The organism is Thioclava dalianensis (assembly GCF_000715505.1).
GTDB lineage: Bacteria > Pseudomonadota > Alphaproteobacteria > Rhodobacterales > Rhodobacteraceae > Thioclava > Thioclava dalianensis.
This window is the reverse complement of record NZ_JHEH01000042.1, coordinates 1-24,147: the sequence shown is the minus strand read 5'-3', so window position 1 is coordinate 24,147 and position 24,147 is coordinate 1. Positions and strand designations below refer to the sequence as shown.

General features: G+C 58.6%; 18 protein-coding genes. 14 read left to right on the top strand and 4 right to left on the bottom strand.

All coding sequences use genetic code 11. From position 1 onward, the window contains the following. The 11 genes from DL1_RS21845 to DL1_RS18480 all read left to right on the top strand — a co-directional run. A partial coding sequence (locus tag DL1_RS21845) for a hypothetical protein (protein ID WP_038069166.1) occupies positions 1 to 327 on the top strand: 327 nt, incomplete at its 5' end. Between the two features lie 3 nt (positions 328 to 330). Beyond that, positions 331 to 1,362 (top strand): DUF7146 domain-containing protein, encoded by a 1,032-nt coding sequence (locus DL1_RS18525; protein ID WP_038069164.1) that lies wholly within the window; start codon positions 331 to 333, stop codon positions 1,360 to 1,362. Positions 1,363 to 1,725: 363 nt separating this feature from the next. After that, positions 1,726 to 2,784 (top strand): DUF2493 domain-containing protein, encoded by a 1,059-nt coding sequence (locus tag DL1_RS18520; protein ID WP_038069162.1) that lies wholly within the window; start codon positions 1,726 to 1,728, stop codon positions 2,782 to 2,784. A 198-nt stretch (positions 2,785 to 2,982) separates the two neighbouring features. Continuing rightward, positions 2,983 to 3,249, top strand: coding sequence for a WGR domain-containing protein (locus tag DL1_RS18515; RefSeq protein WP_038069160.1), 267 nt, complete (start codon positions 2,983 to 2,985; stop codon positions 3,247 to 3,249). Positions 3,250 to 3,432: 183 nt separating this feature from the next. After that, positions 3,433 to 4,329, top strand: a complete 897-nt coding sequence (locus DL1_RS18510) for a BrxR family helix-turn-helix transcriptional regulator (protein ID WP_038069158.1) — start codon at positions 3,433 to 3,435, stop codon at positions 4,327 to 4,329. Then, positions 4,326 to 4,784: a BREX-3 system P-loop-containing protein BrxF gene (gene brxF, locus DL1_RS18505; RefSeq protein ID WP_038069156.1), complete on the top strand. Its 459-nt coding sequence runs from the start codon at positions 4,326 to 4,328 to the stop codon at positions 4,782 to 4,784. The genes DL1_RS18510 and brxF overlap by 4 nt, the downstream gene beginning before the upstream one ends. Before the next feature lie 14 nt (positions 4,785 to 4,798). Next, entirely contained in the window at positions 4,799 to 8,530 is a 3,732-nt protein-coding gene (locus DL1_RS18500; RefSeq protein WP_211250644.1) for a DUF6079 family protein, read from the top strand. A gap of 35 nt (positions 8,531 to 8,565) precedes the next feature. After that, entirely contained in the window at positions 8,566 to 11,424 is a 2,859-nt protein-coding gene (locus DL1_RS18495; RefSeq protein WP_038069154.1) for a DNA methyltransferase, read from the top strand. Beyond that, a complete protein-coding gene (locus DL1_RS18490; RefSeq protein WP_038069152.1) occupies positions 11,421 to 14,234 on the top strand; it encodes a DEAD/DEAH box helicase in 2,814 nt (937 codons plus the stop codon). Before DL1_RS18495 ends, DL1_RS18490 begins: the two co-directional genes overlap by 4 nt. After that, a complete protein-coding gene (gene pglZ / locus DL1_RS18485) occupies positions 14,231 to 16,255 on the top strand; it encodes a BREX-3 system phosphatase PglZ (protein ID WP_051693681.1) in 2,025 nt (674 codons plus the stop codon). The genes DL1_RS18490 and pglZ overlap by 4 nt, the downstream gene beginning before the upstream one ends. Then, entirely contained in the window at positions 16,224 to 16,940 is a 717-nt protein-coding gene (locus DL1_RS18480; RefSeq protein ID WP_038069150.1) for a hypothetical protein, read from the top strand. Before pglZ ends, DL1_RS18480 begins: the two co-directional genes overlap by 32 nt. A gap of 35 nt (positions 16,941 to 16,975) precedes the next feature. Here DL1_RS18480 and DL1_RS18475 read toward each other — a convergent pair whose 3' ends face one another. From DL1_RS18475 to DL1_RS18460, 4 genes are all read right to left on the bottom strand, one after another. After that, on the bottom strand, positions 16,976 to 18,103 hold the full coding sequence (locus DL1_RS18475; protein WP_038069148.1) for a Fic family protein: 1,128 nt from the start codon (positions 18,101 to 18,103) through the stop codon (positions 16,976 to 16,978). Between the two features lie 120 nt (positions 18,104 to 18,223). Then, on the bottom strand, positions 18,224 to 18,463 hold the full coding sequence (locus tag DL1_RS18470) for a hypothetical protein (protein ID WP_038069146.1): 240 nt from the start codon (positions 18,461 to 18,463) through the stop codon (positions 18,224 to 18,226). Between the two features lie 160 nt (positions 18,464 to 18,623). After that, a complete protein-coding gene (locus DL1_RS18465; protein WP_038069169.1) occupies positions 18,624 to 19,265 on the bottom strand; it encodes a hypothetical protein in 642 nt (213 codons plus the stop codon). Between the two features lie 10 nt (positions 19,266 to 19,275). Next, positions 19,276 to 19,995 (bottom strand): nucleotide-binding protein, encoded by a 720-nt coding sequence (locus DL1_RS18460; protein WP_038069144.1) that lies wholly within the window; start codon positions 19,993 to 19,995, stop codon positions 19,276 to 19,278. 552 nt (positions 19,996 to 20,547) lie between these two features. Between DL1_RS18460 and mobC the strand changes: the two genes are divergently transcribed. The 3 genes from mobC to DL1_RS18445 form a co-directional block, all read left to right on the top strand. Beyond that, positions 20,548 to 21,135 (top strand): plasmid mobilization relaxosome protein MobC, encoded by a 588-nt coding sequence (gene mobC / locus DL1_RS18455; RefSeq protein ID WP_038069143.1) that lies wholly within the window; start codon positions 20,548 to 20,550, stop codon positions 21,133 to 21,135. Next, positions 21,053 to 23,470 carry a relaxase/mobilization nuclease domain-containing protein gene (locus DL1_RS18450; RefSeq protein WP_245739672.1) on the top strand — a complete coding sequence of 806 codons (2,418 nt, stop codon included), beginning with the start codon at positions 21,053 to 21,055 and terminating at the stop codon, positions 23,468 to 23,470. The genes mobC and DL1_RS18450 overlap by 83 nt, the downstream gene beginning before the upstream one ends. After that, the coding region (locus tag DL1_RS18445; protein ID WP_038069138.1) for a type IV secretory system conjugative DNA transfer family protein at positions 23,463 to 24,147 on the top strand (685 nt) is incomplete at its 3' end. The genes DL1_RS18450 and DL1_RS18445, both read left to right, overlap by 8 nt.

The following is a 24,147-nucleotide window of genomic DNA, read 5'->3' as shown; positions in this document are numbered from 1 at the left end:
GCCTGGGTCGCGATCACGCTTGCGAGTGACGCGCCGACTCTGTCGGCGGCGCAGGTCCATGCCCTCGTTCTGGAGGGCAAGACCGTGGTGCGGCTGGCCGAGGGGATGGAGCTCCATCGGTCCCGCGTTATGGGCGTGAACCGGATCGAGCTCTCCGGGTTCACCGAGGCCGCCAAGGACCGGCTCAAGGCCGATGGCTTCTTCTCGGAGATTATTAGTTGGAAGCTTCGGCTGTTTTGCCCGACCGACGCCGATGGCGTCGCGATACTGGATCGTCTGCTTGCACGTTGTCCTGTCGCAAGGCTACATGATCGCGGAGGTTGTTGACCCATGTATTCCAAGACCGAAGACCTCGTGCGCGATCTGGCAGAAAATGCCGAAGGCGTCTGTCGTGCCTACCTTCCCGCCGGACGGCGGGAAGGATCCTACTGGATCGTCGGCGATCTGCAGAACAACCCCGGCCGGTCGCTCTTCGTGCGGTTGACGGGTCCTGCGTCGGGACCAGGGGCAGCGGGCAAGTTTACGGATGGGGCCACAGGCGAGCATGGCGATCTCCTGGACATCATCCGCGCCCGGACGGGGATCACGCGCTTCCCCGACCTTCTCGCCGAGGCCCGAGCGCATCTTGGCCGTCCGCAGCCGGTCGTCCCGGATAAGCAAGAGCCGAGGAAGGCCAAGGCGCCCGGTGACACTCCCGCGGCAGCGGCGCGATTGTTTGCTGCCTCGAACCCGATCACAGGCACGCTTGCTGAGACCTACCTCCGTTCCCGAGGCATCACCCAATTCGGGGCGAACGGCGCCTTACGCTTCCACCCGAAGTGCTGGCATCGGGAAGAGGGGCAGACCCGGAGCATCCCCAGACCGGCGATGATCGCCGCGGTTACCGATGGGGCAGGGGCCGTGCAGGGCGTGCATCGCACCTGGCTGGCGCCTGACGGACAGGGGAAGGCGGCAGTGAATCCAGAGCGTCGGGCTATGGGTCACCTCCTCGGCAATGCTGTCAGGCTCACCCCGCAGGATGACATCCTCGTCGTCGGCGAGGGCATCGAGACCATGCTGTCCCTGTCCGAGGCGGCCCCGAGCCTTCCCGTCTGGGCGGCGCTCTCGTCGGGACACCTCGGGGCGGTCCTGCTGCCGGAGGGGCTCCAGCGCCTCTACATCGCCATCGACCGCGATCCGGCCGGGCAACGTGCGGCAGGGAGGTTGAGCGCCAGAGCCTCCGAGGTCGGGGTGCGTGTGCGGGTGCTGGAACCGCGGCTCGGGGATTTCAACGATGATCTTCGGGCGAACGGCAAGGACGCGCTGCGCCAGCATCTGGCAGGTCAGATCGGGCCAGAGGATCGGCATCGCCTGCCCAGCTGAGCTACATCGCGCAGGGGGGGCTGGGAGTGCGGGGCAGGGGGCTGTATCCCAGTCGTGGCTCTGGATCGTCGTCCTCACCCCATCCCGGGCCTTGCGCATCCACCCGTCAGCCCTGCGCGGCCTTCAAGAGATGGGCAGGCCGTCAATGCGGTTGCCCCTGCAAGGTCGGCAGGGAACCTATTTCCGCCGGCGGCAAAGCCGCCTTTGCATCGCGAGACAAATAGCTTCCCTGCCGACCTCCTCCACGCTGTTCCGGCCCCGGTGAAGCCGGGGTGAAGGGGCAACCGCCCGACGGCTCGGGTCTGCCCATGAAGGCCGCGCGGGATGACGCGCGGACGAGACAGGCCCGGAGGCAAGAAACCGATGACGATCCAGACCCACGACGACGCGTATGAACCCGCCCATAGCGCATCCCAGACCGCCCATGCGCTCGACGAGCTTCAGCTCTATGGCTATCGCCCCTTTGACGAGCCCGATCCGCGCCCAATGCCCGATGGGCAGCGGCTCGCCGTCGCCGTCGCCGACATCTTCGACGCCCTCGTCGCGACCCTGGAAGACACCCGTATGGAACCCGACCTCGAAGAGGTGCTCTGGGGCCAGGTCAACCTCTTCCACCGCGCCACGGCACGGATCGAGCGGTCACTCGATGAGAACGAGCAGGCGCAGCGCCGCCTCCAGCGCGAGCAGGACGGCTCCGAGGTGAAATCCGTCGAACTCGAGCGCCTGACGGCTGAAGGCCTGACACTCGTCGAACGGCGCAACTGCATGGACATGATGCGCGATCACGCCGCCACCGAGTTCGTCCATCACACGGGATCAACCTGGCGACCCCGCACCGGAGACATGATGCGCGATCACGCCGCCACCGAGTTTGTCCAGCACACGGGATCGACCTGGCGACCCCGCACCGGCTCGATGGTGAACCGCCAGCACATGACCGCAGCGCTCATCGACAGCCGCGACTTCCTGATGGTGAACCGCCAGCACATGACCGCAGCGCTGATCGACAGCCGCGATTTCCTCGCCGCCAAGCGCCGCGCCGAGACCGAGGTAATGCTTCCCGCAGGCCCCAAGGTCGCCCTCACCGGCGGGACCGATTTCAACGATCACCGCCTGATCTGGGGCAAGCTCGACCAGGTCCGGACCAAGTATCCCGACATGGTCCTCCTGCACGGTGGCAGCCCGAAGGGCGCAGAGCTCATCGCCGCCAAATGGGCCGAAGCCCGGGGCGTGACGCAGGTGGCCTTCAAGCCCGACTGGACCAAGCACGCCAAGGCCGCGCCCTTCAAGCGCAACGACGCGATGCTGGATGTGCTCCCGGTCGGGGTCCTTGTCTTCCCCGGAACCGGTATCCAGGAAAACCTCGCCGACAAGGCCAAGAAGCTCGGCATCCCGGTCATGAAGTTCGAGAAGGGGGCGTGAGCCCCCGACTTCAATCCGGGACAGAACATTGTGGAAACGTCAAAGAGCGCTTGATATTGTGGCCTGGAGAGAGGCGCCAACAACATGTTCGACATATCGCAGCAAATGGAAGTGTTCCCGACATTCAATCCGGGACAGAACATTGTGGAAACGTCGAAGAGCGCTTGATATTGTGGTTTGGAGAGAGGCATCAACAACATGTTCGACACATCGCAGCAAATGGAAGTGTTCCCGACGACGGTCGATCTCAAGCGGATCGACCCGTCTCTCAACATGCGCCGCTTCTATCGAATGAGCGTTCAGCCGGACCTGTTTGGCGGCGCATGCCTTGTGCGGGAATGGGGCCGCATCGGGTTTCGAGGGCAGATGCTAATCGAACAGCACCCGGACGAGGGGCATGCTGTGACCGCCCTATTGAAGCTCGCAGCGACGAAGCATCGCCGAGGATACTTACGTTCTAGCTAGCTGATCCTTTGGGCTTTGATAGTCCAAGACCAGTCCATGGGGTATCTACACCTGAATGGTCGACTTCCAAGGCAACGCCTTGAAATTCGATTGATAATCTCGGTGTCACTCCCTAAGGTTGTCGCAGGCCCAGAAAATGGGCGCGCATAGTTACAATGCGCATTGGGATACCGGGAGGCCAGGGTGGATAGCGACAGGTCAGAACTTCGATGGGGAGTCGAGCAACGTCTCGAGTTCATAGAGTTCCGCTTGTTCTGGGAGGGGCATGTAAACCGGAGTGACCTCATGGATCAGTTCGGTGTCTCGGTCAACCAAGCGTCCACTGACCTGAATCGCTACATCGGCTTTGCTCCGGCGAACATGGTCTACGACAAGAGTGCGCGGACTTATGTGCGAGGCAGTGCTTTCCAACCACAATTTCTGGAACCTGATGCCAGTCGCTATCTAGCTCAGCTACGGTCCGTGGCCGAAAATATTCTTGACCGTGAAGACTCTTGGATCGCTAATCTTCCGTCCTTTGCCTCTGCGCCGACGCCGGTCCGTGGGGTTGACCCCGTGACGCTTCGGTCCGTTGTGGGAGCGATCAGGCGATCCGAAGAGATAGAGATACGATACCAATCCCTTTCCAGCCCAGATCCGCGATGGCGGTGGATTGCGCCTCACGCGATTGCCTTCGATGGATTTCGCTGGCACGCCCGCGCGTTTTGTCTAACCGACGAGTGTTTCAAGGATTTCCTTCTCTCCCGGATGATTGAGATTCGTGGCTCACGCGAAAGCGGGACATCGGCCGATGATGATCTCGACTGGAATTCAGAAGTCGTCCTCGAAGTGGCTCCTCATCCCGAACTGTCAGAAACGCAGGCTAAGGTCATTGCCCTCGACTACGGGATGCGTGGCGGCAGCGCGAAGATAAAGGTGCGCCGCGCGCTGGTCTATTACGCGCTGAGGCGCTTGGGATTGGATACAGATCCCGCCGCCCGGCGCCCGCAAGACCAACAGATTGTCCTGATGAACGCCCCCGAAATCGGACACTCGACACCGAGGGTCTCGGCGCCGGTGAGCGGAGGCGTAAACGGATGATCGAGGCACTTGAACGCGTTGTTGACGATCTTGCTGTGGTGAACAGCAAACTATTGCTGCTGATAGGCGCGCCAAATTCCGGGAAAAGCGACTTGCTTCGCCAACTGGCTGGACGTCGAAAGCTGCACATCCTCAACATTGGAGCTGCCCTCGGGCGAGAACTGCTGACAATCCCGAGCCCCAGGAGACACCTTCAAGCAGCCGACCTTCTGAAAGGGTTGGCGGATGAGTTTTCGCGGGAAGGGCTTCTCCTCATGGACAATCTCGAACTCCTGTTCGACCAGGAGTTGAAGCTAAGTCCGCTCGATTTGCTCCGGCGGCACTCTCAAGCGCGGCGCGTTGTTGCGGCTTGGCCGGGGACGCTCACAGACAACAGGCTGTCGTATGCAACGACAGGACATCCAGAATATCAGGACTACAGCTGTGATGGCGTGGTTCCGTTCAGAGTAAATTGAAAGGAAATCTCGAGATGGCAATGCGTTACGGCGATCTCATTCAATTTGAGCCCATTGAATCGGTTATTCAGCTTCTCGATGCAGATCGTCCTGATGAAGCCAAGAAGCTTGTGTCCACCTATGTCATCTCGGATGACATGGCCGACCGCATCGCCAAGCTCATGATCCCGCAGCTCTCCTTCGATGAGGCTGTGGACCACAAAGGCGTCTTGGTGGTCGGGAACTACGGCACTGGTAAGTCGCACTTGATGTCGGTGCTGTCACTTGTCGCTGAAGATGAGGCATATCTGCCGATGATCCAGCACCCCAAAGTGGCCGAGGCTGCAAAGACAATTGCGGGCCGCTTCAAAGTGCATCGGATTGAGATCTCGAGTCAGATGTCATTGCGCGACATCATCACCCAACAGCTTGAGGTGTTCCTGGAAAAGCACGGCGTGACATATGCATTCCCTCCTGCCGACAAAGTTATCAATAACAAGGCTGCGTTCGAGGAGATGATGTCGGCTTTTGCGGAGGTTCACCCTGATCAAGGTGTTCTCCTCGTTGTCGACGAGTTTCTCGAATACCTGCGGTCGCGAAAAGACCACGAACTGGTACTCGACTTGTCCTTCCTCCGCGAGATCGGAGAGGTTACCAAACATCTCCGGTTCCGTTTCGTTGCCGGCGTTCAGGAAGCGATCTTCGATAGCAGCCGCTTTCAACATGTGGCGGATAGCCTGCGGAGGGTGAAGGACCGCTTCACTCAGGTTTTGCTGGCAAGACAAGATGTCAGTTTCGTTGTCGCGGAACGTCTCTTGAAGAAATCCGCGGACCAGCAGGACAAGATCCGCGCTTACCTTGCGCCATTCTCGAAATTCTATGGCTCAATGAATGAGCGGATGGACGAGTATGTGCGTTTGTTCCCAGTACACCCAGACTACATCGGGACGTTTGAGCGCCTGGTTTTCACCGAGAAGCGGGGCGCGTTGGTGACCTTGCGTGATCAGATCCAGGCAATCCTTGACGATGAAGTTCCTTCAGATCGGCCTGGTCTAATCGGCTTTGACAAGTTTTGGGACACTGTCGCAACAAACTCCGTCTTGCGCTCAGATCCGAATATCGGGCCAGTGCTCAAGGTCTCAGAAGTACTTGCGGAGAGGGTCTCCAAGGCGTTCACTCGACCGGCCTATAAGCCGATGGCACTTCGCATCATTGACGGTCTTTCGGTCCACCGCCTGACGACGGGCGGGGACATCTATGTGCCGGTCGGACCGACGGCCGAGGAACTGCGCGACACGCTTTGCCTGTTTCAGCCGGGTATTGAAGACATGGGTGGCGACCCGTCTGACGACCTACTCACCGCAGTCCAGACCACGCTTCGAGAGACCCTCAAGACGGTAAACGGTCAGTTCATCTCCAAGGCGCCAGACACCGAGCAATACTATCTCGACCTGAAAAAGGACGTCGATTACGACGCGCAAATCGAGAAGCGGGCCGAGGCTCTTTCGGAGGATGCGCTCGATCGCGCGTACTACGGCGCCATTCGCCAACTCATGGAGCGCACGGACGAGTCCAGCTACGTGACGGGACACCAGATTTGGCAATACCAGATCGAGTGGCAGGAGCGTCGCGTCGAACGGATTGGCTATCTGTTCTTTGGCGCGCCGAACGACCGGCCGACCGCTCAGCCAGAGCGGGATTTCTATTTGTACTTCATCCAGCCCTTCGATCCCCCGCGTTTCCGTGATGAGCAGAAGCCCGACGAGGTCTTCTTTCGGCTGAAAGCACCAGACGAAACCATCAAGCGATTGCTGAGCTTCTACGCCGCCGCCCAGGAACTGGCCTCCACGGCAAGTGGTGGCGCGAAAGGCGTGTATCTCGACCGCGCTCGCGATGCGCTACGAGAAATGAGCAAATGGCTTCAGGAAAAACAGCTGGAGGCATTCGAGGTCACGTTCCAAGGCAAGTCCAAGACACTTCGTGACTGGACCAAAGGTATTTCACTCAGGGACAAAGCGCGCTTGGGGCCGGACGAGCGCATCAACTTCCGCGACGTCGTCAACGTGATCGCGGGGATCGCGCTAAGCAGCCGGTTCGCCGATGTTTCGCCCGAATACCCAACATTCTCGGCGCTCGTGACGGAGTCCAACCGAAAGCAGCTCATTGGAAATGCGCTTCGTGCTCTCACGGGGAGCAACCGTACGAAAGACGCTGTGATCGTCCTGGATGGCCTCGAAATGCTCGATGGTGATCGCATCGATCCGGTTCAATCTCGATACGCTCAGGAGGTTCTCGCGCGGCTGAAGGCCAAAGGTCATGGGCAAGTGCTTAACCGCAGTGAGTTGCTCGTTGGAAATGCGGATATCGAATATTTCAGCCCTGACAAGTACCGGCTCGAGACTGACCTATTGGTCACGGTGCTTGGGTCACTGGTCTATTCCGGTGACATTGTCCTCGCGATTACCGGGGACAAAATTGACTCCGGCAAGATCGGGCTTCTCGCGGATCGTCCGCTCGATGAGTTGAAGCAGTTCAAGCATGTTGAAGCGCCGAAGGAGATCAACGTTGCCGTGCTCCGGTCACTCTTCGAGATGCTGGAGTTGCCGCCGGGTCTGGCGCAGCAAGCCACCCAAGGCTCGGACGAGCCAGTCAAGGCGCTTCAGGAAGAAGTCAGCAAGCTCACAAAACGTGTGCTTGCAGCTTCCACCGACATGGCGAACCGGCTTAGCTTTTGGGGCCAGCCTCTCCTGCGCGAGGAAGAAATCCGCGACTGGAGATCGAAGCTCGACGAGCTCAAGGCCTTCTCGGAAAGCCTGTCGCCCTACAACACGGTCGGCAAGCTCAAAAACCTGCGCATTGGGTCTGACGATATCGCAGCCCAGAAAAAGAACCTTGAGGTTCTAAACTCCGTCGAAGGGCTCATCAGCCTGATCGGCGAACTCGGGAACACGGCAAGCTATCTTGGCCAGGCCGAGATGGTGCTGCCGTCTGACCACGCATGGGTGAAGCAGGCTCAGGACACGCGCAAGCAGGTCCTCGATGCATTGGCGACGAGTCGAACTGGACAGAATGGATCCGAACACCGGCAGACGCTCGCCAAACTCAAAAAAGACTATGTGACGGCTTATGTCAGCCTGCACAGCAAGGCGCGTCTCGGAGTGTCCGAAGACAAGACGAAGACCGCGCTGCGCAAAGATTCTCGGCTCGTCGCCATGCGGGCTTTGGCGAATATCTCGCTGATGCCGACAAGCCAGCTCACCACCTTCGAGGAGAAGCTCGACAAGTTGAAGAGCTGCGCCTCGCTGATCGACTCCGAACTGGCGGCCAGCCCGGTTTGCCCGCACTGCAACTTCCGCCCGGCGAATGAGCAAGGCGACATGCTGCCCGCGGCCAATGTGCTCAAACAGCTCGATGACGAGCTCGATCAACTGCTGGACGGGTGGGTGCAGACGCTTCTCGACAACCTCGAGGATCCGATTATCCAGTCCAACTTTGAACTGCTGAAGGAAGGGTCGCGCAAGATCGTCACCGGCTTTGTCGACAGCAAGTCATTGCCTGATCCCGTCACGCCCGAGTTCATCAGCGCCGTGCAAGAGGCGCTGTCCGGCCTCGACAAGGTCGTCGTCTCGGGCAGCGACATCCGGCAGGCCCTGCTTCAGGGGGGATCGCCCGCGACACCCGAAGACCTGCGCAAGCGGTTCGAGGCATTCCTGACCGACCGCTGCAAGGGCAAGGACACCACCAAGCTGCGCTTCGTGGTCGAGTGAACTTCCGCCAACCGATATTGAGATGAGACGAACCGATGACTGAACAACTGAAGATGGATGGCGGCAAGAACGGCGGACCGGTCGAATGCCTGGGTATGACGTTCCCGAACGATGACGCGCGCCGGGAGCACTTCCTGAAGCTCTTGGCCGAGAAGCTGAAAGAGCCCGAGTTCCGAGCTCAGGAAGGTTTTCCGCAAGGATCAGATGACGCGATCTTGGAGTTATCGGATCCGCCATATTACACGGCTTGTCCGAATCCTTGGTTGGGTGACTTTGTTGCTGAATCGGTAGATCCGAAAGATACAGACCATGAATACAGCCGAGAACCTTTCACGGCGGATGTTTCTGAGGGTAAGAATGACGCAATTTATAATGCGCATGGCTATCACACTAAGGTGCCGCACAAGGCAATCATGCGATACATTCTTCACTACACTGAACCAAATGACATCGTCCTGGACGCGTTCTGCGGCACCGGCATGACGGGTGTCGCATCTCAGTTGTGCGGTGATCGTTCTCAAGTGCAGTCTCTGGGATACATGATAGGAAAAGATGGGGAAATCCTCCAAAAAAGAACTGATAAAGATGGTTCGGGTTGGGAAGCCTTCTCCAAGCTTGGTGCGCGCCAGGCATTTTTAAGCGATCTATCTCCTGCGGCGACTTTTATTGCTCACAACTATAACGCCCCCAAGAATATCGCGTCGCTCAGAGATGTCGTGAATGCATCGCTTAAAGAGCTGAATTCCAAATTCTCGTGGATGTATCAGACGCTACACAGCCCGTCTGATGACGAAGTGGCAAGTGCACAAGAGATAATTCAGAATAGCGAAAAGCCTGATCTGTCTGAATCGGGGCGCCGTGGTGCGATCAACTATGTAGTCTGGTCAGACGTCTTTTCATGTCCTGAGTGCGCAGGCGAAATAGTGTTCTGGGACAGCGCAGTCGATGTGGATAACGGAAAAGTTCGGCAAACATTCCCATGTCCGCACTGCAACTCTGAGCAAACAAAGCGTAGCCTTGAACATGTAATGTCGAACATTTTCGACCCTGCTTTGGGTGAGAACATAAGGCAGGCAAAAATCCATCCTGTTCGAATAAATTACACCTACTCCGGAAAGCGCTTCGACAAGAAACCAGACGCGGCCGATATAGCACTCGCGGAGAAAATCGAGCAGTCCCCAGTCTCCGGTCAATTTCCACGGCAGAGACTCATGCCAGGCCAAGAAACGCGGCGAAATGATCCCATTGGCATAACTCACGTACACCACTTTTATACCAGAAGAAATCTGAGCGTATTTTCCTATGCGTTCAATGAGCTCCCATATGAATTGAAGTGGGCGGTTACAGGAAGCATTCAACGCGGATCAAAGCAGCATCAAATAGCAATTACGCGCGTCGGCGGTGAGAAGGCCGGTGAGGGTGGCGCAACTGCAGGTCATAGACGAGGAACGCTCTATGTTCCATCGAACCAGATCGAAATGAACGCAATCGGTCTTATCCGCGACCGCCTTTCTGCTTTCGAGAAATCCGCTCTGGGTCAGAGCAAGAAGCGACCCGTCATTTCTACACAATCCACCACAGCTCTGTCGCTCCCCGATGCTTGTATTGACTATCTGTTCTTCGATCCTCCGTTTGGAGCAAACATCACATATTCAGAGCTTAACTCATTGATGGAGGGATGGCTCGGGGTGATGACAGATCCGGACAAGGAAGCGATCGAAGATCGCCACCAAAAGAAGGATGTGGACGCATACCGAGAGTTGATGATCCTTTGTTTTAAGGAAGCGCATCGCGTGTTGAAACCTGGTAGGTGGATGACCGTTGAGTTTTCCAACACAAAAGCGAACATCTGGAATGCGATTCAAACAGGGCTTCAAGAAGCCGGATTTGTTGTCGCCAACGTTTCGGTGCTCGATAAGAAGCGTGGTGGCTTGAATGCCATTGTCGGGGTGACGGCAGTCAAACAAGACTTGGTGATTTCGGCATACAAGCCGAACGGCGGGCTGGAAGAGAGGTTTAAGAAGAGTCACGGTGCGGTTGACTCCGTTTGGGATTTTGTGCGCACGCATCTAAGCTATTTGCCAGTTCATATTGAAAGGGATAGTTGCCTTGCGTTTATTCCGGAAAGAGATCCGCGAATAATTCTCGATAGAACAGTGGCTTGGTTTGTCCGTCATGGTTTTCCGGTTCCCATTTCTTCTCAAGAGTTTCTGGCGGAGATTTGGACAAGGTTTGTCGAACGCGATGGCATGGCCTTTCTGCCCGAGCAGGCGAGTCAATACGATAAGATGCGCGGGCGCTATGAAAACGCGCCGCAGCGTGAGCTTTTTGTTTTTGATGAGCGGAGCGCTATTGATTGGGTTTCAGACCATCTTAAGAAGAAACCGTCCACGTATCAGGAATTGCAGCCAGAATTTTTTGGTCAACTGGGTGCAGGCTGGAAAAAACATGAAAGTAGGCCTGAGCTTGAGAACTTGCTGGAAGACAACTTCCTGCGCTTCGATGGGAACGGCGACGTGCCGAGCCAGATCCACAGCTATCTCTCGTCCAACTTCAAGGATCTCCGGGGTCTTGGGAAGGAAGACCCGCGCCTGAAGGCAAAGGCGAAAGACCGCTGGTATGTGCCCGATCCGAACAAGGCGAAGGATCTGGAACAAAAACGCGAACGGTCGTTGCTGAAGGAGTTCGAAGCCTACAAGACCGCGAACAAGCGCCAGCTCAAGGAGTCGCGCCTCGAGGTGTTGCGCGCCGGCTTCAAAACGGCCTGGGCCGCGAAGGACTACAAGACGATCATTGGCATAGCCGAGAAGCTGCCGGACGAGACGCTGCAAGAGGATGAAAAGCTCCTGCTCTGGTACGACCAGGCGCTGACCCGTACGGAGGCTGATGCGTGACGCATGCCTCCCAAGACTTTGGCATTGGCGCGTGGTGCTGGCATGAACGACATGCCGCACCCTGCCGCGTCGTGGACCGGGAGGAGATGTGGGGCGAAACTGCGTACCGCGTCTGGCTCCCGGGCAAGGATGCCGTTGTCCGTGCCAGGTCTCGGGAGCTAGGGCCACTCGACGCAGTCCGAACGACAGTCGACCAGATCCTGCACACGGCCGCCGCGGCAAAGCTCCTGGATGCGCTGGAAGACAATCTGCTTCTGGCGCCGATCCAGTCGAGCGTCGTTCCTTTGCCGCATCAGCTCTATGCCCTGAACCGCGCCATGAGCCGGGATCGGATCCGTTATCTGCTTGCTGATGAGGTGGGGCTCGGCAAGACCATCGAAGCCGGTCTGATTCTTCGGGAGTTGAAGCTTCGCGGTATGGCCAAGCGGATCCTTGTTGTCGCGCCCAAGGGTCTGGTGCGGCAATGGCAGGCCGAGATGCGCCTGCACTTTGGTGAGAACTTTCAATTCATCGAGCCGTCAGAGCTTTCGGCATATCGTCAGTTCCGAGATGATGAGGAGAATCTCTGGCGGCTTCACGATCAGGCGATCTGTTCGCTGGATTCGGTGAAACCGCTCGAAGGGCGGCGCGGATGGAGCGCGGAGCAACTCAGCACCTACAATCGTGAACGGTTCGAAGACCTGATTTCGGCCAACTGGGACCTTGTGATCATCGACGAGGCTCACCGAATGGGAGGCAGCACGGATCAGGTTGCGCGGTACAAGTTGGGCGCGGCACTTGCCGAGGCCGCCCCGTACCTTCTGCTTTTGTCGGCAACGCCGCACCAAGGGAAAACGGATCAATTCCACCGTCTGATGCAGCTGCTGGATCGGGATTCTTTTCCCGATGAGAACAGCGTCTCGAGCGACCGCGTGCGCCCGTTCGTTGTGCGGACAGAGAAGAGGCTTGCGATCGATGCTGAAGGCAAGCCTCTGTTCAAGCCACGAATGACCCGCATTCAGGCTGTCGCCTGGCTTGACCGACACAAAGCACAGCAAGGGTTGTACGAAGCGATCACTGAGTATGTTCGCCACGGCTATAACCAAGCCATGGCATCGAAGCAGCGGCACATCGGCTTCTTGATGATCCTTATGCAGCGTTTGGTGACGTCCAGCACCGCAGCTATCCGCGCAACCTTGGAAAAGCGCCTCCTCGCTCTGGACGACGACCAGCGACAGCTTCAGCTCTTTTCCACCGAAGGTGTCGGAGACTGGCATGAGCTAACGGGTGATGACCAGATCGATATCGCCGTGGCCTTCGATGCCTTGGATGACGAGCGAAAAGACGTTGAGGCACTCTTGTTCCTCGCTCGTGAGACAGAGGCGCAAGGCACAGACGCAAAAGCCGAAGCACTCCTTGAGCAGATCTACAAGATTCAGCAGGAGGAAAACGATCCTGAACTCAAGGTTCTGGTTTTCACCGAGTTTGTTCCGACCCAGGCCATGCTCGCGGAATTTCTCGAAAGCAGGGGGTTCTCGGTTGCAACGCTCAATGGGAGCATGGACCTTGAGGCGCGTGGCCGCGCGCAGCGGGCATTCTCGAAGGATGTGCGTATCTTGATCTCGACGGACGCTGGCGGCGAGGGCCTCAATCTTCAATTCTGCCATGTCATCATCAACTTCGACATGCCGTGGAACCCGATGAGGGTCGAGCAACGTATTGGGCGCGTGGATCGCATCGGGCAACCGCATATTGTGCGAGCCATCAATTTCGTACTCGAAGACACCGTCGAGCATCGGGTGCGCGAAGTTCTCGAAACAAAGCTCGCTGTGATCGCCGAGGAATTCGGCGTGGACAAAGTTGCCGATGTGATGGATTCGGTCGAGGCGGAGCCACTGTTCGACGAACTCTTTGTTCAGGGGATCCAAGACCCGGCATCGATCGAAACAGAATGCGATGCCGTTCTGACGCAGCTTCGATCCTCGTTGGCAGAGAACCGGAAGAATAGTGATCTGCTCGCCGACGGACATGAACTAGAAGCCGATGATGCGCGCAAGTGGCGAGACCATCCGGCACAGTTTTGGCTGGAGCGGGCAATCACAACTGGCCTCCCTGCGCGGGGGGGTGAAGCCAAGAAGGAAGGCGATACCTGGCGGATACGGTGGGCCGATGGCACAGAGTCATCTTCGGTGTGTTTTGATGCGCGCACCGCGGGAGATCGGCCCGAAGTAGAGTGGGTCACGCTGGAAGATCCAAGAGCGCAGGCTTTGATTGCCGATCTTCCGCGTTGCATCGCCGGTCAACCCGTCCCCGCTGTCCGCATAACAGGCCTGCCTGATAGTGTGAAAGGCGTTTGGTCGCTTTGGGAAGTCAGTCTGGCAGCTGACGATTTCAGCCGCCGCCGCTTCCTATCCGTTTTCGTCAATGATGAAGGGCGCGCCTTCCAACCAACGGCAAAACGCATTTGGGATGTGCTTCTGACGGAGCAGATCGAGCCGATTGCTGCGCCTCAGATCGAGGCGCCGCGCGACTGGTTCGAGAGATCGAAAAGGGCTGCGGTCACGCAAGGAGAGCGGGTGTTCTCCGATCTTGTGACAGAGCACAAGGCTCGGATCGAGGAAGAACGCGAACGCGCACTCTATGCTTTCGAAGCTCGCCACCAGGCGATTGGCAGAGTGGGGCTTCAGACTGTTCGTGATTATCGACGGAAGCGGCTGCAGAAAGAACATGAAGCTCGTATGGCGCAGCTCGATGCTGCGGCATCTTACTCGCCCGATCTCAATGCCCTCCTGATGTTGCGAATTGGCGAAACGGTGGCTGGTGCACGATGAGTATTTGGGCTGATCGTATCCTGCGGGAGTTTCCCGCAGATCTGTCTCGCTTCTGGATCGCCTTGGATCCGGATGGCCTGCTCTTGGATGAGACCATTCTGCTCGGGCTCCGCGAACGCGATTTTGAGGTTCTCCCGTTCGAAGATTCTGTTTCGTTTAGAACCGAGTATGAAGAGCGTTATCGATCCGCATGGGATGTGGGTCAGAAAGGTACCGCGAAGGCGCTCATCCTGCAGTGGCGGGGCGCGGACATCAATTCCATCCCTTGGGACTACATCAGGGCAGCACGACAAGTCAGCCTGAGCTTGGCTGATCTTTTCCCCAATCTGAATTATGGTGTTGTCCGCAAGCTTGACGCTGAACACCATGAAGGGCTGTTCCAAGCCTACCAGAAGCATGTGACGCAGCTGCTCGGTGAGGCTGAGACCAAGAATTTTGTCCTCACGCACATCTTCAGGCTTAGCCCTTATCTGCTGAATCGACCGGAGGATTTCTGGCGAGAAGCTCTGCGGCTTCACTATCGCGGGGCTGGCCTTCCCAGCCTATTTGCAGACCATGTCGCAACCGTTCTTCGGGACACATCTCTTGGAAGTCTTCCGATTAGTGAACTGCTCGCCTCAAAACCCTTTATGCTCCGCGCAATACAGGAATCTTGGGCGCGTTTCGTCGCAAAATATGGCGTTGAACCTGATGCCCGCGGCAGGGATCAGGAGCCGGTCGAAGGCCATGCGTATGACGTGCCCTTTGATCACCCCGACGTAAGGGTGATCATAGATACCATGTTCCTCGAGGGAGCCCTTCAGCCTATTGAGGCAAGTGTCCGTCCTGAGCACCTTCCCGATTGGATACAGGTTGGTCTGATAGATGACCCTCAGGCACTTGCGCATTTGGTGTCGGAGGGAGCGAAAAGGAACGCAGCGAGTCTACCCTCGGAGGGGGCGTCGCATCGAGATTGGGTAGAGGCGGCGCGCCGCCTTGGAGAACTCATCTACCGCTTCAACGAACTGAAAGCGGCGGACGCAGATAACCTGCAGGGGCAGCTCCAGAGTTTGCAAAGAGAGGCCGATGCCCGCCTCAAGGATTGGGTGCTTCAGCATTTTGCCGACTTGCCCTCCCTACCCGTCGCAAAAGCGCCGGTGATGGTACATCACGTGCCGCGCTATCTCGCGATGCGCAGGGGCTTTGGCGAAGATCGAATTGCTCTTCTTGTCTTTGATGGTTTGGCATTGGACCAGTGGGCCCAGATCAGGGACCACCTGTCGACCAAGCTTCCCGACTTTTCCGCCGACGAGGGCGGCTGCTTTGCGTGGCTGCCGACGCTGACGTCAATCTCTCGCCAGGCGCTCTTTTCGGGCCTCAAGCCACGGGAGTTTCAAGGCTCAATGGATTCAACGGCACAAGAGTCGTCTCTCTGGACGAAGTTCTGGCAGGAAAACGGCCTCCGAAAGCCAGAGGTCGTTTTCCAGAAGGGGCTCAAACGTTCCGACCAGTTGGCTCTACTCGAGGACGTACTTTCAAAGCCGACGGCCAAAGTTGCGGGCCTTGTCGTTGATATGGTCGATGAAATTGTCCATGGTGCAATGCTTGGGAAACGCGGGATTGCTGGCCAAATTCGCGAGTGGTGCGATACCGGCTTCATTGAAAAGCTGTTTCTCATGCTTGCTCAGCACGGCTTTCATATCTACCTGACTGCGGACCATGGCAATGTTGACGCCGACGGCATTGGACGGCTCAGCCAGGGCGTTGTCTCCGAGATGAAGGGTGAGCGCGTCAGGGCCTATCGCAGCGAGGACCTTGCTGCATCCGTTCCGCCCGATATCGATGCATTTCAGTTTAGCGGTCCAGGGCTTCCGTCCGACTTCTTGCCAGTTTACGCGAATCAACGCGGCGCGTTTGTGCCAAGAGGGAACAAGATCGTTGCTCATGGAGGAATGGCGTTAGAGGAACTGGTTGTGCCGTTTGTGAAGATAAGAATGAAGAAAGAAGAACATGCGACCGACAGCACCTCAGATAGGATTTGACCGCTTCATCCGCCTCGAGTGGGCGAAAAAAGCGCTGGAAGTAAGGGCCGGTCTCGCTGACATCAGCGAGCTCGATGATTTGTTGGATGAAGCCCATTCAGGGCCTGCGGCTAGGAAGAAGACCAGAACTGTACTGAACCGCCTTTGGTTAGAGCCGCGAAAGGATCTGGAGCCTTTCGCTCAACGCGGAGTGGAACTGTTCCAATCGGCGCCATCTACCTCGCCGGCGGCCCTGACATGGGGCATGGCTATCGTGACATATCCCTTCTTCGCCAAAGTGGCCGAGATTGTTGGCAGATTGACTTCGCTTCAAGGCGACTGCACGACCGCTGAAGTGCATCGTCGGATGGCAGAAATCTATGGCGAACGTGAGGGGACCAGACGGATGACCAATATGGTCCTTCAGTCTCAGATAGACTGGGCGCTGCTTGATCGAAGCGACAACGGCAAAACGTTAACCCGGAAGAAAGCCTGTGCGTTGGAGGGATCGGACCTCGTACGTTGGATGACAACCGCCGTTTTGGAGGCCGTAGGTCGTCCTGTCGGACTCGGAACGCTAGAGGCCCAACCGGTGATTTTTCCCTTTGGCCTTGGCGACAATCTTGGCTTTGTTCTCTCATCCGCGTCTGATCTTGACCTGCGCGCGGATAGTGCCGGAAACCAATCTGTCTCGCTCAGAGAATAGGCAACGCCTTTGGCGCTGTCTCACTTCTACGCCAATCATTGTAGCTGGTTCGACGCCCGTGGATTCAGGTTCAGCCAGTACCTCGTATGGCGTCGCTCACCAGTTCGGCTGAGCGCACCTTTCTCGACTAGATCCTGCAGATCGCGGGTTGCGGTTGCGCGTGAAGTTCTGGTGATTTTGAGATAGTTGTCGGCGCTGAGGCCGCCTTTGAAACCGCCAAGGCCTTCCTGAAACATTCGAGCGATGGCCTTGGCCTGGCGTTCGTTCAAGTTGTCTCTGTGACGATCGTAGAAGTGTGCCTTGCTGATGAAGAAGCCGACGCGGTCGAGTGTTGCCTGTTGGGCCTTCAAGACAACTTCTGCGAACCAGACGAGCCAATCGGTCACGTCGAGCGTTTTTTGATGCTGCTCGAGCTGATCGTAGTATCCCTTGCGCTCCTTCTCGATGGTGAAGGCGAGCGAGATGAGGGTCGGCTGGCCAATGTTCTGCGCCAGCGACTTTTCAGCGAGGGCGCGACCCAAGCGGCCGTTGCCGTCTTCGAATGGGTGGATACTCTCGAAATAGAGGTGGCTTAGCCCTGCGCGCGTCAGCGCTGGAAGCGGCTCTGCTCCCCCCGGACCGGTCTTGTTGAACCAATCCGCGTATCGCTCCATCTCAGGCATGACCCGCTCCGAGGGCGGCGCTTCGAAATGGATCGTGGGCCGGTCAAGGCGGCCGGAAACGATTTGCATCGCCTCGGCGTGTTGTCGGTAGGCCCCAATGGTTTCCAACCGACGGTCATGGGACAGGAGCATCCGATGCCAGCGGTACAGTGTCTCATGGGTCAGCGGCTCTGCAAAACTGGAATAGACGTCGACCATCATTTCCGCGACGCCCTGTTCGCGCGGTTTGGCAGGGTAGCTGTCCGGATCGAGGCCCAGATGGCGGCGCAGCGAAGATTGCACACTGAGCCGATCGAGGATTTCACCCTCGATGGCGCTCGTCTGCATCGCTTCCTCGCTGAGCAGTTCGATGCGGAGTTGCTCGCGTTCCGGCTGGCTGACATGATGGACCGAGCCGAGGATTTCTCCGGACGACAGCAGGAACGTCTGCTCAAACGGCTCCAGAGCGGAGGCGTCATATCGGAAATCCGGCCAATCGGGCAGCGTCCAGTTCCAAGCCATGAGTTATAGACATCCTCTCTATAACTCACATTTAGATCACTTCTGAGGTATAGAAGTCAACTCTATCGCTCAAAGGACCTGCGGGATGGGGTGACCCACAAACTGACGCGAGGTCTTGAGCTAGGCCTTTTCAAGGTGCGTCAGATCCCGCTGACGCGGTCTGGGGGTCTTCAAATCGACAGGGTTTTGTTCCGGCGCTTGAATGAATGGTTCATAGCGAACGTCCGCCATGGCGCCGTCGAACCAGGCAGGCTGCACGTCGCCATTGTTCCATTGGTAAAGGTAGCCAACCAGATTTTCAGATGTCTTGCAGAGGATGCGCATGATCGGTTCGCCAGTCAGGCGGGGCTTCGTATTCATAATGCGTTCCTCCTAAATGGACCTCACAACTCGTCACCACTGAGGTCTGAAATTCCTGTTAGCTGGTGTTAGGACTAGGTTTCTGCAACTGCAAGATGAACCGTTCCAGGTGGGCGAAAATCCACCGGCGAAATGCAAGTTGTCTTTTCAGATAGGTATCTTACGGTGCGTGCGGTTCATGCGGCGATGCAGCGCGAACCGCAATTTCTTCCAAGATTTTGTCGATCTCGCCCCATATGCGTGGTTCCACCTGGCCGCGGATCAGAGCCCATTTACTCAAGACGTCGAGGGGGTCGTGGTCCCGTAGGAGGACACCCAGGCTGGCCGCATCTACTGCCAGAGATGTACGGGCCTGCCACTGCGTGTTTCGAGTGCGTCGCTCCTCCGCGACTGGGGCGAAGACCGGCGACAGTTGCCAGCCTTTGACTGCACGGCGCAGGGCGGCACGCACCACATGTGCTGGCTCGACACCACAAGCCTGCAGCGCTGCTTCCTGTCGTTCGAGTGCGTTGACCCTGATGTCGATCTTCCGGTTGGGGCTCAAAGCGCGCGCCGATACGGGAGCTCTCAGGCTGGTATGCGGGTCTGAGCTTTTCGCGGTTACTTGGTGCGACGCCACGGCACCTTCCGGCACAAGCTCTGACCCGTGCCGATCCGCGTCAACGTCAGCGGCTGGGGTGCCTGTCTTTGTTGCTGTGACCTGTGCCTCATCTTCCTTCCCGGGAACCTCGCGGTCACCCTGTTGCAGGGTGGCGGCGTAGGCTGGGTCGGGCCTGGTGATGGTCGGGATCTTCTTGCGCAATCGACTGTCCTCACGCAGCAAGAATATTGTTGAGGATGTCCGTCGCCTCCTCGAGCGCCTCGACGACATGACGTACATGTGGACGCATCAGAGGGTTTGGATCAGATTGCTTTTCCAGCGCCAAGGCGTGGAGAAGCCCCTTCTGATCCATCTCCTTGTAAGTGTTTCGTCGCATCATGACGGTCTCAATCACCGGAAAACGGGTGAGCGCTTCTTCAATCAGGGCGGCGTCAGCACGGGTCGTTTTCGGGTCAACCATGTTGAGGACGACGTGGTGGCGCGGAAGGCTGGAGGGGTCGTCAACGCGGGATTTCAGCTTCTCATACCAATCGGCAGTCTGTGCGCCGACATCAAAATCAGACGTTGACAGCATGACGGGCGTCACAATGTGGTCCGCAAGCACCGCGATGCCGTCTGACCATTCGGCACCGACCCCTGCGGTATCGATGAAGATGAAGTCTGCCGTGCCTGCCATGTAGACCTGATCGATCTGATCCTCGACACCCGCCACGCTTTCGACGGTGGCCGAGCAGAGAAGCGGCGAACTTAGCCCACCGGTTTCCGCCCGAGCATGCCAGGCCCCGAGTACCCTCGTGCTGTCCGTGTCGATCAACATCACTCTGCGTCCGGCGGCGATCGCGGCGCTGATCAAGGCGCGCGAAAGCGTCGTTTTTCCACTGCCCCCTTTCCGGGCCATCGCTGCGATCACCACAAGATTTTCGTTCGGCATTCTGATCCTCCGCAAAAATAGTGAATCGCAACGATAATGCTAAAGTGTCGCTAAACGCATGAGGCGGAGGGGTCAAGCAGAAGTCGGGATGCGACCGACGTTTGGCATGCAGCGGGCGGCGTTGTGCGATGACCGTGCAACGTCTGCCGTGGCGCCTTCAGCATTCGTCGCGGGGCACCACACACCCTCCAAATGTCGGGATGCGCTTTGCGATGCGCTGCGGACAGAATGCAGGTGACGGTTAGCGCGCTCCAGACGACGGGAGGCAGACTCGCGTATGTCGTTCTGCGGGTGACGCGAGACGGTCAGCACGCAGCAAAACCCGTCTTGCGGGGTGCAAGAGACGGGGCGCAAAAGACCCGATGCGCGATGCGGAGACCGCATCGCGTGGTGCAATGAGCGCGACGCGCGATCCATTTGACAAAGGACGGGAAATCGCCCCTGCAGGGCGATTTTCTACATTGAGTACAAGCCCTTATGGCCGACTCCACTTGCGTTGGGAGTCGGCGGGCTTGTACGAAGTTGGCAAGAAATAGGAACGTTAACTTCAAAATGCCCCGCCGCCGTAGACTGTCAGAGATCGAGCGATCGACCATCGCCCAGGACCGCCGGAACGGCGTCTCCGCGGCGTCATTGGCCGCGCGCTACGATGTCAGCCTGAAGACGATCTACAACGTGGTGAACCACTGGGATGAGCGTCAGACAGCGAACGGCAGCCGATCGCGGGTTGTGGGGATCCGGGTCTCGGACGACGACCTGCGCCGGTTCGACGCGGCGCTGTCGCGGCGCGGGATTGCGCACCGCTCGGATGCCTTACGCCGCCTGATGCTGGCGGCTGAAGGTGTCTTCCTGCCCGACGACGGGATGTGCGACGAGTTGCGCAGCCTCGGCGCCGCGCTCAACCGGGTCGGCAACAACGTGAACCAGATCGCGCGACGTCTGAACGAGGCCAAGGTGCGGGGCGAGAGACTGTCCTACCCGGTCTCAAGTCACCGCGACGTCCGCGCCCTTGCGGGTCTGGTCTTCGATCTGGCCGACCAGGTCCAGGAGATGTCGCGTGCGCGGCGCAGCGTGCTGGACCTTGAGATCAGCTCTGCCCTGGCGGGCCTCGCCGAGAGGAATGAGAATGGCGCGGAGTGACCGGGTCCGTGGCATCGACCCGGCGCTATTTGACCGCGGCTGGAGCCGGGTTTCGGGATCCTGGCAGGGGCTTTCCAGGGGCGCGCAGATGGTTCGGGCCGCGCGCGGCTATTCGCCAGCGATCTTCAAGGCTATCTCGAAAGGGGGCTGTCACACCGGGGCGCAGCTACGGGCGCAGCTCACATATCTCACAACAAAGTCGACCCATATCCTCGACAGTCGCGGCACCCATGACGGGAAGAAGCAGCTCTCGGAAGCCGAGATCAAGCGAGTGGCGCGGCGGTTCGAGAACCAGTGGAACGAGCGCTACAGCCCCAAGCTTGGCCATACGTCGCATCTGCTGATGGCATTCCCGGTTGGGACCGGTGGTGAAGAGGTGCGCGATATCACCCAGGCGGTCTGCGAGAAGTTCTTTCAAGGTGAGGGGTCGCAATTCGACTATATTGCTGCAATACACCAAGATCGCGCGCATCCACATGCGCATATCGTTCTGAACCGCCGCAGCAAGGATGGCGAAATGTTCTTTCTCGGGAAGGATCATCACTTCAACTACGGCGCCTTTCGCGAGGCGATGGTCGAGGCGGCCCAAGTTCATGGGATCCGCCTTGAGGCGACGCGCCGTCTGGATCGCGGCGTCACGACCTACCGCGCCGAGATCGATGAAATCTACAAGGCTCGTGACGAAGGTCGTCCCCCAGTCGAGCGCCAGAGAACCGGTGCTGACCTGGCGGCCGCTCTGGAAACCGTCAGGCACAACGCGTTGATCTACCGCGGGCTCGCGGCGGAGGCGTCACGCTCGAATTTCGAAGACGTGGCCGATGCGCTCGAGAGGGCCAGCACCATCCTTGCCAGTGGCGGTCAGATTCAATCTGACGGAGCCATCTACATGTCCCAAGACGAAGCAGCGTTCGACACGCTGATCACCGAGTTTTCTCAGAACATTCGCCAGATCGAGGCGGCAATCGACAGGGCGCCGGCGGCCGAGAGACCGGTGATCGAGCGCAAGCTGGCCGACGTACTGGCCTCGGTCGCGCATTTGAACCCGCTCGGGGATCGCTCCGCCGCCCTGGTCGATGCTCCGTCCCGGGACGGCATCTATGCAAGGTCAAACGCCAGTGAAGATCACCTCGCGCGTCTTGACGATGGAGAGGTGGCACCAAAGCTGGCCGAAGCGTTGCAAGGCACAGGCATCGATGCCGAGGCTGTGGCCGCGCGTCTGCGGGAAGGGGCAGGCAATGCCGCATTGGAACGCCAGTGGCTGGCACAGGACCTACAAGCGATTGCCAAAGCAAGCGACCTCGATCTGGAGAAATCTGCGGACCGGGAAGACGCGCTCGACCGGCTGGAAGCTGTGCATGTTCGGTTGGGCGATGTTCTGACCGATGTACGCGTCCTGCGCGCGCCAACCGAGGTCGACGAGGTGGACGACGCTGAGACAGCGCTTGGTGAGCGGTTGACGGCACCTGGGAGTGATCTCGCGCAAGACGGGTCCGACATCTTTGCCCCATCGGAGCGGCAGGCGTTCAGAGCGCTGGTGGCGCAGTTCCGCCGGACGGATTTCGATCATCCGTTCTCCGACGACCCCTCTGTGCGGCGGGCAGGCGCCGTGGAGGTGGAAGAGGCCCGCGCCGCGTTCGATGCCTACGCGCAGAAATCGCCGCAACATGCCGAACTGGCCTCAATGGCTTGGGACCAGATGACTGACAGTCGAATGCCGCCGCAATACGCGGTATCGGGACAGGACCGTACGCTGCATGCTGGCGACATGGACCTCGCCTTGCGGGATCCCTCGGATCATCTCGGTCCGATCACCGAAGAGCTCCGCACTCTCGCCCGCTATCGCACGGAGATGCCGGATGATGAATTCGGGCAGGCCGTCCAGGACGAAATCAATCACCTTCGTTCGCTCGGCGCGTCGCGGGCCTATATCAGCGAGCGCAGTTTCGAGATCGAGGACCAGGCGCGACAAGACTACGCCGAGCGCCGGTATATGGAAGAGACCGCCCCAACCGTCATGGCCTTTGTGCGAAACGCCGACGTCGAGGGCCCGCTCTCCGAGTCAGAGCAGCAGGACATCGTCCGGCAGATAGACGAACGACTAAGCCCCGACGCAATCGACGCGCTGCGGGCCGGTAACGCGGACGTCTTGGACACATTCACCGAGGATCCGCTGCGCCAGCTGGAACTCGCCAAGACCTATCTTCAAAGCAGCGAGGTCACCGCGCATGGCCCGGCCATGGAGCGCGTTCTCGATGCTCTGGCCGAAGAGCAGATCGAGGCGCAGCGCGCGCGCCACGCAGCGGCACATGGTGAGAAGGGGATCACCCATGGATAAAGGCAAGATTGCCTTAGGAGTGTTGAGCCTCGTGCTGGTCGGTCTCGCCATGGGCTATGTCGTAGCGACCGGCTTTGTCATGTTCCGCTATGGGCTTTCTCCCACGCGTTTCGACGTCACCCTGCTTGCCCGCGAGTATCGGGGTCTGTCTCAGTCCGCACCAAAAGACTTCCTCTGGGTGAACCTCATCCTTGGCGGCTTCGGCCTGGCATCGCTGATGCTGAGCGTCACGCTTCTGGGGGATGCATTGACCCGCTTCGGGACGACGCATTGGCAGACCCGCGGTGAGATGAAGAGGAACGGTTTCTTTGCCAAGCCCGGTGGCGGCTTCCTTCTGGGCAAGCTTGGCTCCCCGAAGTCCAAGCGCCCGTTTCTTGTCTCAAAAACCTTCCCCCACGCGCTGATCGTGGCGCCCACGGGCCGGGGCAAGGGCGTGGGGTTCGTGATCCCGAACCTACTGACCTACAAGGGCTCCGCCGTGGTGCTCGACGTGAAAGGCGAGAACTTCCGCGAGACCTCGCGCTTCCGCGCCAGCATGGGGGACAAGGTATTCCGCTTCGCGCCGACCGACTGGGATCGACCGACACATCGCTATAATCCGCTGGCGCGCATTGCTGCCATGACCAACCCCGACCGGCAGCAGATGGGGGTCTGTTGCCGGAGGGGGCAGAATAGTA